The sequence below is a fragment of the Streptomyces sp. NPDC005496 genome (assembly GCF_042872045.1).
GTDB lineage: Bacteria > Actinomycetota > Actinomycetes > Streptomycetales > Streptomycetaceae > Streptomyces.
Window position 1 is genome coordinate 1 of sequence record NZ_JBIAJQ010000002.1, and the last position, 13,456, is coordinate 13,456.

The window sequence follows — 13,456 nt, forward strand, 5'->3', positions numbered from 1 at the left end:
TCCGCACGCATCAGCAGCGCCATGACGCCACCGATGCAGAAGAACGCGAACGACGTGATCAGGTACAGCGAGCCGATCGTCTTGTGGTCGGTGGTGGTGAGCCACTTGACCACGACGTTGCCGGGCTGCCTGCGCCGGACCGGCACCTCGTTCTGGTAGTGCTCAGCGTCCGCCCCGGCAGCACCCTGAGGTTCGTTGAGGATGCTCACAGTACGTTGCTCTCCCGGTTCTTCTCGTGGTCCGTCTGCTCGATGCCGGCCGGGACGTAACCGGTCTGCCCCTTCTCGGCGAGCTCCTTGAGGTGGGCCTCGTAGCGCTCGGGAGAGACGACCTTCACGTTGAACAGCATCCGGGAGTGGTCGACGCCGCAGAGCTCGGCGCACTTGCCCAGGAAGGTGCCCTCCTTGTTGGGGGTCACCTGGAAGGAGTTGGTGTGCCCCGGGATGACGTCCTGCTTCATCAGGAACGGCACCACCCAGAAGGAGTGGATGACGTCACGCGAGGTGAGGACGAACCGGACCGTCTTGCCCTTGGGGAGCCAGAGGGTCGGGCCGGGGTTCTTGGTCTGCGGGTTCACCGTGCCGGGCGTACCGACGTCGTAGACGCCGCCGGCGTTCGCCGGGAAGTCGTCCTTGTACTTGCGCGGGATCGCGGCCAGGTTCTTGTCGGTCTTCGCGTTCCCGGTGGAACCGTCGACGTTCTCGATGTAGTTGAAGCCCCAGCTCCACTGATAGCCCACGACGTTGACAGTCACGTCGGGCTTCTTGTCGAGACTGAGGAGCTTCGACTCGTCGCGGGCTGTGAAGTAGAACAGCACGGAGACGATGATGAGCGGGACCACCGTGTACAGCGCCTCGATGGGCATGTTGTACCGGGTCTGCGGGGGAACTTCGACCTTGGTGCGGCTGCGCCGGTGGAACATGGCGCTCCACAGGATCAGGCCCCACACCAGCACGCCAACGGCGAGCGCGGCCGCCCACGACCCCTGCCACAGGGAGAGGATCCGCGGAGCCTCTTCCGTGGTCGGGGTGGGCATACCAAGGCGGGGGAAGTCCTTGTATGTGCAACCGGTGGCGGTCGCCAGGACCAGGCCCGCAGTCAGTGCCTGCAGCAGCTTCCGCCGCATCGGGCGCCGCGGCGAGCGGTCGGAGCCGTTGGGACTCACGTAGCGCCTTCCCGAGAGTCTCGCCCGCGCGGTCGGCTGCGGCCTTCTCGCTGGTCGGTCGCCGCCCTGCGTCGGGCAGGGGTTTGGATGTTTATGCGGACCAAACCCTACTGGACGCTATTTGGGGTCGCGCGGGGAGGGTGCCCAACGCGCCGTCGGGCACCCCGAAGGGGTGTCGTTCGCCCCGAAGAGCACTCCGGGAAGCTCCGGAATGCCCCGCTCCGGCCGTTTCTGACGCTCTCTCCGGACGGGTCACGGAAGAGTTAGCGTGTGGGCGTGTCCTACTTCGACGCCGCGTCGTCCGCACCTCTGCACCCCGTCGCCCGCCAGGCCCTGCAGGCCTCCCTCGACGAGGGGTGGGCCGACCCGGCCCGGCTGTACCGCGAGGGGCGGCGGGCCCGGCTGCTGCTCGACGCCGCCCGCGAGGCGACCGCGGATGCGGTGGGCTGCCGCCCCGACGAGCTGTCCTTCACCTCGTCGGGGACGCGGGCCGTGCACACGGCGGTCGCGGGCGCCCTCGGGGGCCGGCGGCGCGTCGGACGCCACCTGATCGTGTCAGCGGTCGAACACTCTTCGGTGCTCCATTCGGCCGAGCTCCACGAGTCGGGCGGCGGGACGGTGACCCGAGTCCCGGTACGGCGTTCCGGTGCCGTCTCCGCCGAGGCCTTCGCTGCCGGGCTGCGTCCCGACACCGCGCTCGCGTGTCTGCAGTCGGCCAACCACGAGGTGGGCACCGTGCAGCCGGTGGCCGAGGTCGCACAGGCGTGCGGGGAGTCGGGCGTACCGCTGCTGGTGGACGCGGCGCAGTCGCTGGGCTGGGGTCCCGTGGAAGGCGCCTGGTCCCTGCTCGCGGCGAGTGCCCACAAGTGGGGCGGGCCCGCGGGGGTCGGGGTGCTCGCCGTGCGCAAGGGTGTCCGGTTCGCGCCACAAGGGCCGGTGGACGAGCGCGAGTCGGGCCGGGCGGCCGGGTTCGAGAACATCCCCGCGATCGTGGCCGCGGCGGCCTCGCTGCGCGCCGTACGGGCCGAGGCGGCCGCGGAGGCGGCCCGGCTGCGGGAACTGACGGAGCGGATCCGGGCCCGGGTCCCCGTGCTGGTCCCCGACGTGGAGGTGGTCGGCGACCCGGTCCACCGGCTGCCGGGCATCGTCACCTTCTCCTGTCTCTATGTCGACGGGGAGACTCTGCTGCACGAGCTGGACCGGGCGGACTTCTCGGTCTCGTCGGGCTCCTCGTGCACGAGCAGCACGCTGACCCCGAGCCACGTCCTGAAGGCGATGGGCGTGCTCAGCGAGGGCAACGTCCGGGTGTCGCTGCCGCCGGGCACCTCAGCGGAGGAGGTCGAGCGCTTCCTGTCGGTGCTGCCGGGCACGGTCTCCGCGGTCCGCGAGAAGCTGGGCGCCCCCGCCGGGCCGACGAAGACGCCCGCCGCGTCGGACTCCGTCGTGGTGGACGCGCTGGGCCGGCGCTGCCCCATCCCCGTCATCGAACTGGCCAAGGTCATCGGCGACGTACCGGTCGGCGGCACCGTCCGGGTCCTCGCGGACGACGAGGCCGCCCGGCTCGACATCCCGGCGTGGTGCGAGATGCGCGGGCAGGAGTACGTCGGCGAGGAGCCCGCGGACCGGGGCTCGGCCTACGTGGTGCGCCGCCTGTCGTGACGCCCGGTCGCGCGGGGGCCGCCGGGTGACGGAACGGCAGGACATACGGGAGCCCCGCCGGATGACGGTGTCATCCGGCGGGGCTCCCGTCCGCGGCCGCTAGGCGAGGTGCGCCTGGACGTCGGCGGCGGCCTCGTGGCCGTACGCCTTGGTGAAGCGGTCCATGAAGTGGGCGCGGCGCAGCTGGTACTCCTGGGTGCCGACGGTCTCGATGACCAGGGTGGCGAGCATGCAGCCGACCTGGGCGGCGCGCTCCAGCGAGACGCCCCAGGCCAGGCCGGACAGGAAGCCCGCGCGGAACGCGTCGCCGACGCCCGTGGGGTCGGCCTTGCGCTCCTCCTCGGGGCAGCCGACCTCGATCGGGTCCTCGCCGGCGCGCTCGACGCGCACGCCGCGCGAGCCGAGCGTCGTCACGCGGTGGCCGACCTTGCCGAGGATCTCCTCGTCGCTCCAGCCGGTCTTGGACTCGATGAGGCCCTTCTCGTACTCGTTGGAGAAGAGGTACGTGGCGCCGTCCAGCAGTATCCGGATCTCGTCGCCGTTCATCCGGGCGATCTGCTGCGAGAAGTCGGCCGCGAACGGGATCCCGCGGGAGCGGCACTCCTCGGTGTGGCGCAGCATCCCCTCGGGGTCGTCCGCGCCGATCAGGACGAGGTCGAGACCGCCGACCCGGTCCGCCACCGACTTGAGCTCGATGAGGCGGGCCTCGCTCATCGCTCCGGTGTAGAAGGAGCCGATCTGGTTGTGGTCGGCGTCGGTCGTGCAGACGAAGCGGGCGGTGTGCAGCACCTCGGAGATGCGCACGGACGCGGTGTCGACGCCGTGGCGCTCCAGCCAGGCGCGGTACTCGCCGAAGTCGGAGCCGGCGGCGCCGACCAGGACCGGTGACGTACCCAGCTGGCCCATTCCGAAGGCGATGTTCGCGCCCACTCCGCCCCGGCGCACGTCGAGGTTGTCGACCAGGAAGGAGAGGGAGACCGTGTGCAGCTGGTCCGCGACGAGCTGGTCGGCGAAACGGCCGGGGAAGGTCATGAGGTGGTCGGTGGCGATGGAGCCGGTGACTGCGATACGCACGGCGAGGACACGCTCCTGCGGGAGGGAGGGGCTGACAGTTCACGCTACCCGGTGGACCGGCCGCCCTGAAGCGGGCAAAACTACCCGATAGTAGATCTTTCTTCGTGCCGCGCCCGTGCATACGGTGCCCCTATGACGAACCTCAAGGTCCACGGTTCCGCCCCGCTCGACCTCGAAGGCGGTTTGGCGTCGCTGCGCGGCGACTGCGCCCGCATGGCCGGGCACTGGGCGGCACCCGACCAGGCCGCCCCCCTGCCCGTCTCCCCGTCCCTGATCCACGGCGTGACCGTCCCCTCCACCTCCGCCCGGCTGCTGGACGCGATGTCCGACTACGGCGACTGACGGCACCGGCCGGACCGGGCCCGGCGCCCGGGAGGGAACCGTGCGCTCCCCCGCTGCGTCTCATCGCCGTCCCCCGTCGAGGGGACGGGGTATACGACCCCTGAGCATCCGCCTTTGACAGGGCCGGGTCATCAGGGACAGCAGCGGATCCGAAGGAGCGATGCGGTGAGCACCGAGCGACCCGACAACGACGCGACCGAACCCACCGAGGACGCCTCCGGTACGGCCGGGACGCGCCGCCGGCACTCCCCGGTGGCCGTCGTCTCGGTCGCGGCCGCGGTGCTGCTGGTCGGCGGCGGCGGGGCGTACGTCGCCACGACCGCCTCCGACGGCGACGACCGGAGCACGGCCGGCGCGGGCGGCGACGGCACTCCCCCGCCACTGGTCCTGGACGGCTACACGGAGGGCGGCGCCGGGGACAGCGAGGGCATCGCGCCCGGTGAGCCCGACCCGTACGGCGTGACCTACCGCGCGGACGGTGAGCTGCCCGGCGGCCCGGACTCCGCGCCCGTGTACCGGGCGAAGGGCCAGGTCACCGAGGGCGAGGTAGCCCGGCTGGCGAAGGCTCTCGGTCTCGCGGGCACACCGAGCCTCGCCGGGGAGACCTGGAAGGTGGGACAGGACAAGGACGGCTCGGGACCGGGCCTCCAGGTGAACAGGCGGGCGCCGGGGACCTGGACGTTCAGCCGGTACGCGCCCGGCACCGACGACTGCGGGAGCGCCGTCAGGTGCGGGAGCGCGCGGGGCTCCGGGAACGGGAACCCGGTGGGCGAGGCCGCCGCGAGGAAGGCCGCGGCGCCGGTGCTGAAGGCGGTCGGGCAGGACGACGCGAAGCTCGACGCGCGGCAGCTCATGGGCGCCGTCCGCGTCGTGAACGCCGAGCCGCGGGTCGGCGACCTGCCGACGTACGGCTGGACGACCGGTATCCAGGTGGGCACGGACAGCCGGGTGGTGGGCGGCAGCGGCCAGCTGAAGGCGCCGGTGAAGGGCGACACGTATCCCGTGATCGGGGCGCGCCGGACGCTGGACCTGATGAACGGGTCGGCGCCGGAGGGCGGGCGCAAGGGCATCGGGGGCTGCGCGAGCCCCGTACCGCTGAAGGACCGCGACGAGACTCCCTGCGAGCGGTCGGCGGCGACGCCCGAGCGGCAGTCGGTGACCGTCGAGAAGGCCGTCTTCGGGCTCGCCTCGCACTTCGTGGACGGCCGGCAGGCCCTGGTGCCGTCCTGGCTGTTCGAGGTGCGGACCGAGGGGGCGAAGGACGGGTTCACGGTGACGCATCCGGCCGTCGACCCGCGGTATCTGGCGTCGCCCGATCCGGCCGGGACCCCCACGGAGCAGCCGAGTCCGCGGCCGACCGGACCCGGTGACGAGCCGACCTCGCAGCCGGCCGAGCGGGACGTGCGGGTGCAGGGGTACACCGCGAAGGGCAAGGACCTGACCGTGAGCTTCACGGGCGGGGTCTGCGCCGACTACTCGGCCACCGCGAAGGAGACCTCGGGGAAGGTGGAGGTCGCCGTGACCGAGAAGCCGCACCGGGGCAAGGCGTGCATCCTGATCGCGAAGGTGTTCCGGCAGACGGTCCACCTGGACGCGCCGCTCGACGGCCGTGAGGTCGTGGGGACGGACGGCAAGGAGGTCCGGGAGGGCAAGGTGACCACACCCGAGGGCAGCGCGAGCCCCCGGTGACGTCCGGCCGGTCCCGGTGACGCCCGGCGCGGGACGACGGCAGGACCGGGTGACGTGCCAGGGCCGGGTCGCGACACCGGGAGGTCCCGGTCGTGACCGGAGACCGGTCCGCGGACACACGAAGGCGGCGTCCCTGTCGGGGACGCCGCCTTCGTCATGTGTCCTGGCGTACGACCGGGCCGCACCACCGGCTGCGCCCAGCCGGGAGGCCGGCTAGCTGAAGGAGTCGCCGCAGGCGCAGGAGCCGGTCGCGTTCGGGTTGTCGATCGTGAAGCCCTGCTTCTCGATGGTGTCCACGAAGTCGATGGAGGCACCGCCCAGGTACGGGGCGCTCATGCGGTCGGTGACGACCTTGACGCCGCCGAAGTCCTTGACGACGTCGCCGTCGAGGGAGCGCTCGTCGAAGAAGAGCTGGTAGCGCAGGCCGGAGCAGCCGCCGGGCTGAACGGCGACGCGCAGCGCCAGGTCCTCACGGCCTTCCTGGTCGAGCAGGGCCTTGACCTTGGCCGCGGCGGCGTCGGACAGGATGATGCCGTCGCTCACGGTGGTGGTCTCGTCCGATACGGACATCTGCTTCTCTCCCGGGTTGTACGGAGACTGCTTGCCGACGGTTCCAACCGGCGGGGCCGCGGATTCATTCCGGGCCGATGCGTGTCTTTTCGCTTCTCTGCTCTTCATGCTCGCACATGCGCGGGGGACGCGGACAGCGCCTGTGGACAACGCCCGCCGGGATTCACGTCACATCGACGCTATGGGCATCGTCAACGTGACGTGAAGCAGTTATCATAGATAGCGTCATTTAGACGAGAAGGCTTGTCCCACATGTCCCGCCGGAACGGTCGAACGATCCGGCGAGCCGCAGAACAGAAAGGGTGCGTGTGGTGACCACCGCCCAGCCCCAGGAGCTCGACGTACAGCCGACGCCTCTCGCCCTGCTGCTGCTCGGCCGCGAGGCCGACCCGCGCAGCGAGCGCGGCGTCGAGTGCCCCGGCGACCTGCCCTCCCCGTCCGACCCGGACCTGGTGGAGCGCGCCCGCGCGGCCAAGGAGAAGCTCGGGGACAAGGTCTTCGTGCTCGGCCACCACTACCAGCGCGACGAGGTCATCCAGTTCGCCGACGTCACAGGTGACTCGTTCAAGCTGGCCCGGGACGCGGCCGCCCGCCCGGAGGCCGAGTACATCGTCTTCTGCGGTGTGCACTTCATGGCCGAGTCCGCGGACATCCTGACCTCCGACGACCAGAAGGTCGTCCTGCCCGACCTCGCCGCCGGCTGCTCGATGGCCGACATGGCGACGGCCGAGCAGGTCGCCGAGTGCTGGGACGTGCTGACCGAGGCCGGCGTCGCCGAGCAGGTCGTGCCCGTGTCGTACATGAACTCGTCGGCGGACATCAAGGCCTTCACCGGCAAGCACGGGGGCACGATCTGCACCTCGTCGAACGCTAAGAAGGCGCTGGAGTGGGCCTTCGAGCAGGGCGAGAAGGTGCTGTTCCTGCCCGACCAGCACCTCGGCCGCAACACCGCCGTCCGCGACATGGGGATGTCCCTGGAGGACTGCGTCCTCTACAACCCGCACAAGCCGAACGGCGGTCTGACCGCCGAGCAGCTGCGCGACGCCAAGATGATCCTGTGGCGCGGCCACTGCTCCGTCCACGGCCGCTTCTCGCTGGAGTCGGTGGAGGACGTACGGGCCCGGATCCCCGGCGTGAACGTCCTGGTCCACCCGGAGTGCAAGCACGAGGTCGTGGCCGCCGCGGACTACGTGGGCTCCACGGAGTACATCATCAAGGCGCTGGAGGCGGCCCCGGCCGGCTCGAAGTGGGCGATCGGTACGGAGCTGAACCTGGTCCGCCGCCTGGCGAACCGTTTCGCCCCCGAGGGCAAGGAGATCGTCTTCCTCGACAAGACGGTCTGCTTCTGCTCGACCATGAACCGCATCGACCTCCCGCACCTGGTCTGGACCCTGGAGTCCCTGGCCGAGGGCAACCTCGTCAACCGCATCGAGGTGGACAAGGAGACGGAGGCGTTCGCCAAGCTGGCGCTGGAGCGGATGCTGGCCCTGCCGTAGCCCTCGCACTGCGCGTACACGCCGAACGGGGCGCCCTTCCTTGTGGAGGGGCGCCCCGTTCGTGTGCGGTGACTGACGGGTCAGACCTGGGCGGGTTCCGGGTCCTCGGCGTCGGACCGCGCGGAGGACTGCGGCGGGACGCCGGCCTTGTCCGCGCGCTTCGCCGCCCTCTTCTTCGCCCGGCGCTCCTTGCGGAGCTCGATCATCGCGTAGAGCGTCGGGACGAGGAGCAGGGTGAGCAGGGTCGACGTGATCAGGCCGCCGATGACGACCACGGCCAGCGGCTGGGCGATGAAGCCGCCCTCACCGGTGACGCCGAGCGCCATCGGGAGCAGGGCGAAGATCGTCGCCAGCGCCGTCATCAGGATCGGGCGCAGCCGGTGCCGGCCGCCTTCCAGCACGGCCTCGACGACGCCGTACCCCTGCCGCCGGTACTGGTTGATCAGGTCGATCAGCACGATCGCGTTGGTGACCACGATGCCGATGAGCATCAGCATGCCGATCATCGCCGGGACGCCCATCGGGGTGCCGGTGACGACCAGCAGGCCGATCGCGCCGGTCGCCGCGAACGGGATGGACACGAGCAGGATCAGCGGCTGGACCAGTGAACGGAACGTCGCGACCAGCAGCATGAAGACGATCGCGATCGCCGCGAGCATCGCGAGGCCGAGGGACGCGAACGCGTCGTCCTGGTCCTGCGAGACCCCGCCGATCTCCGCCGTCGCGCCGGCCGGCAGCTTCAGCTTGTCAAGCTTCGCCGTCAGGTCCGCGCTGACCGCGCCGGTGTTGTCCCCCGTCGGCTTCGCCGTGACGGTGGCCGCCCGCTGACCGTCGATCCGGGTCATCGAGACCGGGCCGTCGACCAGCTTCACGGTGGCGATGTCGCCGAGCTTCACGGCGCCGAGCCGCAGGCCCTTCAGCTCGGCGAGGGTGTCGGCGGGCTTCGCCGACCTGATGACGACGTCCCGCTCGGTGTCGTCCAGGATCGCCTTGCCGCTGGTGGTGCCCCGGACCGCCTGGGCGACGGCGGCACCGAGGGTGCTGTCGTCGAACCCGGCCGCGGCCGCCTTGGAGTTGGCCTTCACCGAGATCCGCGGCACGCTCTGCGACAGGTCGCTGGTGACGTCCGTGACGTGGTCCAGCTCCGCCACCTCGGCGCGGACCTGCTCGGCCGCCTCGCGCAGGACGTCGCCGTCGGCCGCCTTCACGACCACGCTGAGGTCCTGGTTGCCGAAGCCGTCACCGGCCGCGACGGTGGTCGTGCCGGTCCCGGAGAGCTTGCCGAGCCCCTTCTCGATGCGGTCCTGGACGTCCTCGTACGACGCGGAGTCCTTCAGCATGACCTGGTACGAGGCCTGGTTGGTGTCCGTGCCGCCGCCGAAGGCCGCGAGGAAGCCGGACGAGCCGATGGTGACCTGGTAGTCCTTGACGCCGTCGACATCGTCGAGCATCTTCTCGACCTTGCGCGCCGCGGCGTCGGTCGCCGCCAGGCTGGTGCCCGGCTTCAACTCCTGCTTGACGGTGAGGACTTCCTGGTCGCCCTGGTCGAAGAAGTTCGTCTTGAGCAGCGGCGCCATGCCGAACGTGCCGACGAGGACGACGACCGCGATCGCCACGCTCGTCAGCCGGCGACGGGTCGCGAAGCGCAGGACGGGGACGTAGAACCGCTGCAGACGGCTGCGTGCCTCCTTCTCCTCCGCCTCGCGGCGGGCCTCGTCGGCGTCCTCCGGGGTGCCCTTGGGGGCGCGCAGGAACCAGTACGACAGGACCGGCACCACCGTCAGCGAGACCAGCAGCGACGCCAGCAGGGCGGCCGTGACCGTAAGGCTGAACGAGCCGAACAGCTCGCCCACCATGCCGCCGGTGAGCCCGATCGGCAGGAAGACGGCGACCGTGGTGAGGGTGGAGGAGGTGACGGCGCCCGCGACCTCGCGCACCGCCTTGAGGATCGCCTCCTCGCGCTCCTCGCCGTAGCCGAGATGGCGCTTGATGTTCTCCAGGACCACGATCGAGTCGTCGACGACGCGGCCGATGGCGATGGTGAGCGCGCCCAGCGTCAGCATGTTGAGCGACAGGTCGCGGGTCCACAGGACGATCAGGGCCAGCACCACCGACAGCGGGATGGACACCGCGGTGACCAGCGTCGAGCGCACCGACGCCAGGAAGACCAGGATGACGAGGACCGCGAAGAGCAGACCGAGGGCGCCCTCGGTGGTCAGTCCCTTGATGGACTTGGAGACCGCCGGGCCCTGGTCGCTGACGACGGTGATCGTCGCCCCCGAGCCGAGGTCGCTCCGCAGGTCCGGCAGCTTGTCCTGGACGGCGTCGGAGATGGCGACCGCGCTGCCGTCGTGGTCCATGGTGACCATGACCGCGAGGCTGGGCCGGCCGTCCGTACGCGTGATGGAGTCGGCCTTCGCCTGCTCCTGCCGGACCGTCGCCACGTCGGCGAGGCGCACCGGCTTCCGCACGCCCTCGCCGGTGACCCTGAGTTCCTCGATCTGCTTCAGCGACGTGAAGCCGCCGCCGACCTGGACGGTGCGGTTGGCGCCGTCCTCGTCGAAGGAGCCCGCCGGGACGGTCGCGCCGCCCGCGCGGAGCGCCTGGCCGAGAGCCGCCGGGGTGAGCCCGGCCTTCGCGAGCTTCCGGTCGTCCGGGGTGACCGTGACCTGGAGGTCGCGGACGCCGTCGACGGTGACCTGGCCGACGCCGTCGATGTCCTTCAGCGCCGGGACGACGGTCCGGTCGAGCTGGTCGGAGAGGGCCTGCTGGTCCTTGCCGGAGGTGACGGCGAGGACCACCGTCGGCATGTCGTCCGTCGAACCGGCGACGACCTGCGGGTCCACGTCGTCCGGGAGCTGGACGCGGGCGCGGTTGACGGCCTGCTGGACGTCGGCGACGAGCTGCTTGGTGTCGTTGCCGTAGTCGAAGGACGCCATGATCACGGCGTTGCCCTCGCTCGCCGTGGAGGTGACACCGGTGATGCCGTCGACGGATTCGAGGTTGTCCTCGATGGGCTCGACGACCTGCTTCTCGACCACGTCCGGGGACGCACCCTGGTACGGCGCCAGGACGGACACCATGGGCAGTTCGATGGTGGGCAGCAACTGTTGCTTGAGCTGCGGGATCGCTATCGCCCCGAAGGCGATGGCGATGATCGACATCAGTCCGATCAGGGCCCGTTGCGCGAGGCTGAATCTGGACAGCCAGGACATGGGTGGCGGGTCTCTCTTCCGTGGTGTGAGCGGCAGGAGGGGCACATGTGAGCGCCCCACGTCACACCCTGAGCCATCGCCGGAAGCCGATCCGTAGCCCCCAGGTCCATTTCCTCGTCCGGCGCCTACTGCGGGCGCAGTACACCGCGGTGGAGCTCAGTCCACCCTCGGACGGACCAGCCCCGACTCGTACGCGATCACGACCAGCTGTGCCCGGTCGCGCGCGCCCAGCTTGGCCATGGCCCGGTTGACGTGCGTCTTCACGGTGAGCGGGCTGACCGTCAGCCGCTCGGCGATCTCGTCGTTGGAGTGCCCGCCGGCCACCTGCACCAGCACCTCCCGCTCCCGCACGGTGAGCGTGTCCAGCCGCTCGGAGCGGGCCGGGTCCCGCCCGTCGTCCGACGGGTCACCCTGGGCGAGGAACTGCGCGATCAGTCCCTTGGTGGCGGCCGGCGACAGCAGCGCCTCGCCGCCCGCCGCGATCCGGATGGCGTTCAGCAGCTCCTCGGGCTCGGAGCCCTTGCCGAGGAACCCGGACGCGCCCGCCCGCAGCGACTGCACCACGTACTCGTCGACCTCGAACGTCGTCAGCATGACCACGCGGACGTGCGTGAGGCCGGGATCGGCGCTGATCAGCCGGGTGGCGGCCAGGCCGTCGGTGCCCGGCATGCGGATGTCCATGAGCACCACGTCCGCCCGCTCCTCGCGCGCCAGGCGCACCGCCTCCGCGCCGTCGGACGCCTCTCCCACGACCTCCATGTCCGGCTCGGAGTCGACCAGGACGCGGAAGGCGCTGCGCAGCAGTGCCTGGTCGTCGGCGAGCAGGACGCGGATGGTCATGCGGGGTCCCCCGTGACGGATGGGCGGTTCTTGACCGGAAGGATCGCATGGACCCGGAAACCGCCTCCGTAGCGGGGACCTGCGGTGCAGGTGCCGCCGAGCGCGGTGACCCGCTCGCGCATGCCGAGGAGGCCGTGTCCGCCGCCGTCCCGCGGCCCCTGGTCCTGGCCCGGTCCGTCGTCGAGCACGGTCACCTCGACGTTCGGCCCCACGCGTACGACGCTGACCTCGGCCTTCGCGTCGGTGCCCGCGTGCTTGCGGACGTTGGTGAGGGCCTCCTGGATGACCCGGTACGCCGCGAGGTCCACGGCGGCGGGCAGGCTGGTGCCGTGGTCGGCCCGCGCGACCTCCACGGGCAGCCCGGCGTTGCGGAAGGTGTCGGCCAGTTCGTCGAGGCGGTTCAGGCCGGGGGCCGGTTCGGTCGGCGCCTCGGGATCGCCGCTCTGGCGCAGCAGCCCGACGGTGGCCCGCAGCTCGTTGAGCGCCGAACGGCTGGCCTCGCGGACGTGCCCGAGCGCCTCCTTGGCCTGGTCGGGCCGCTTGTCCATGACGTGCGCGGCGACGCCCGCCTGCACGTTGACCAGGGCGATGTGGTGCGCGACGACGTCGTGCAGGTCGCGGGCGATGCGCAGCCGCTCCTCGGCGACGCGGCGGCGCGCCTCCTCCTCGCGGGTGCGTTCCGCGCGGTCGGCGCGTTCCCTGATCGCGTGCACGAAGGCCCGCCGGCTGCGTACGGCGTCGCCCGCGGCGGCGGCCATGCCGGTCCAGGCGAAGATGCCGAGGTTTTCCTGGGCGTACCAGGGCAGCGGGCCCGCGAGCATGGCGGACGCCGTCAGCACGGTCATGGTGAGCAGTCCGACGCGCCAGGTGGTGGGGCGGTCGGTGGCGGAGGCCACGGTGAAGAGGGCGACGACGGCGGACATCGCCACCGGGGCGCGCGGGTCGCCGGTCACGAGCTCCACGAGGGAGACGGCGACGGTCCCGGCGAGGACGGCCATGGGGGCGCGGCGCCGGAAGACCAGGGCCGCCGCGCCGAGCACCATCAGGGTCAGGCTCATGGCGTCGGGAGTGCGCGCGCCCCAGGTCGCGCCGTCCTCGCCGTGCGGGTCGACGAAGGAGCCCGCCACCATGCAGGCCAGGACGCCGGCGGCCAGGGCCGCGTCCAGGGCGAGGGGGTGGGCCCGGAGTCTGCACCGGGTGCGCTCGAGGGTGCTCACGCGCCAAAGGTACGGGGGGTGGCGCTCCGGGGGGCGCCCTCTCTCCTGCCCGAGGGGGCTCGTGCGGGTTCGTCCGGCGTGCGGGCACCGGGGGCGCCGTTCCCCGCGCCCCCGACGAGGCGCCACCGGGGGTCGTGGAATCCCCGGACCGCCGTCGTGGCTGCTCGCGCCGTTCCCCGCGCCCCCGAC

10 protein-coding genes and 1 pseudogene are annotated in these 13,456 nt (G+C 71.5%); 4 read left to right on the plus strand and 7 right to left on the minus strand.

The genetic code is table 11. The features are described 5' to 3' along the window. Together ACFYQQ_RS04625 and coxB are read right to left on the minus strand one after the other, a co-directional pair. Positions 1-209, minus strand: a pseudogene (locus tag ACFYQQ_RS04625) (cytochrome ubiquinol oxidase subunit I); the annotation flags it as partial. Continuing rightward, positions 206-1,165 carry a cytochrome c oxidase subunit II gene (coxB, locus tag ACFYQQ_RS04630; RefSeq protein WP_355794510.1) on the minus strand — a complete coding sequence of 320 codons (960 nt, stop codon included), beginning with the start codon at positions 1,163-1,165 and terminating at the stop codon, positions 206-208. The gene coxB and the pseudogene ACFYQQ_RS04625, both read right to left, overlap by 4 nt. A 276-nt stretch (positions 1,166-1,441) precedes the next feature. Between coxB and ACFYQQ_RS04635 the strand changes: the two genes are divergently transcribed. Continuing rightward, a complete protein-coding gene (locus tag ACFYQQ_RS04635) occupies positions 1,442-2,824 on the plus strand; it encodes an aminotransferase class V-fold PLP-dependent enzyme (protein ID WP_356244522.1) in 1,383 nt (460 codons plus the stop codon). Between the two features lie 99 nt (positions 2,825-2,923). Here ACFYQQ_RS04635 and ACFYQQ_RS04640 read toward each other — a convergent pair whose 3' ends face one another. Further along, complete coding sequence (locus tag ACFYQQ_RS04640) at positions 2,924-3,898, minus strand: carbohydrate kinase family protein (protein WP_356167271.1); 975 nt, start codon at positions 3,896-3,898, stop codon at positions 2,924-2,926. 132 nt (positions 3,899-4,030) lie between these two features. Between ACFYQQ_RS04640 and ACFYQQ_RS04645 the strand changes: the two genes are divergently transcribed. Both ACFYQQ_RS04645 and ACFYQQ_RS04650 read left to right on the plus strand, forming a co-directional pair. Further along, positions 4,031-4,240, plus strand: a complete 210-nt coding sequence (locus tag ACFYQQ_RS04645; protein ID WP_388903433.1) for a hypothetical protein — start codon at positions 4,031-4,033, stop codon at positions 4,238-4,240. 165 nt (positions 4,241-4,405) lie between these two features. Continuing rightward, on the plus strand, positions 4,406-5,929 hold the full coding sequence (locus ACFYQQ_RS04650) for a hypothetical protein (RefSeq protein WP_388903436.1): 1,524 nt from the start codon (positions 4,406-4,408) through the stop codon (positions 5,927-5,929). Between the two features lie 213 nt (positions 5,930-6,142). Here the strand turns inward: ACFYQQ_RS04650 and ACFYQQ_RS04655 are convergent, their stop codons facing one another. Then, positions 6,143-6,499 carry an iron-sulfur cluster assembly accessory protein gene (locus ACFYQQ_RS04655; RefSeq protein ID WP_161305473.1) on the minus strand — a complete coding sequence of 119 codons (357 nt, stop codon included), beginning with the start codon at positions 6,497-6,499 and terminating at the stop codon, positions 6,143-6,145. A gap of 311 nt (positions 6,500-6,810) precedes the next feature. Here ACFYQQ_RS04655 and nadA point away from each other — a divergent pair, with 311 nt between their 5' ends. Then, a complete protein-coding gene (nadA, locus tag ACFYQQ_RS04660; RefSeq protein ID WP_355784348.1) occupies positions 6,811-7,995 on the plus strand; it encodes a quinolinate synthase NadA in 1,185 nt (394 codons plus the stop codon). Positions 7,996-8,075: 80 nt separating this feature from the next. On the opposite strand, the gene ACFYQQ_RS04665 is transcribed toward nadA, so the two are convergent. The 3 genes from ACFYQQ_RS04665 to ACFYQQ_RS04675 form a co-directional block, all read right to left on the minus strand. Continuing rightward, positions 8,076-11,210 carry an efflux RND transporter permease subunit gene (locus tag ACFYQQ_RS04665; RefSeq protein ID WP_355784345.1) on the minus strand — a complete coding sequence of 1,045 codons (3,135 nt, stop codon included), beginning with the start codon at positions 11,208-11,210 and terminating at the stop codon, positions 8,076-8,078. A gap of 156 nt (positions 11,211-11,366) precedes the next feature. Beyond that, entirely contained in the window at positions 11,367-12,050 is a 684-nt protein-coding gene (locus ACFYQQ_RS04670) for a response regulator transcription factor (protein WP_355784342.1), read from the minus strand. Continuing rightward, complete coding sequence (locus ACFYQQ_RS04675) at positions 12,047-13,267, minus strand: sensor histidine kinase (protein WP_356167284.1); 1,221 nt, start codon at positions 13,265-13,267, stop codon at positions 12,047-12,049. Before ACFYQQ_RS04675 ends, ACFYQQ_RS04670 begins: the two co-directional genes overlap by 4 nt. Positions 13,268-13,456: the final 189 nt, after the last annotated feature.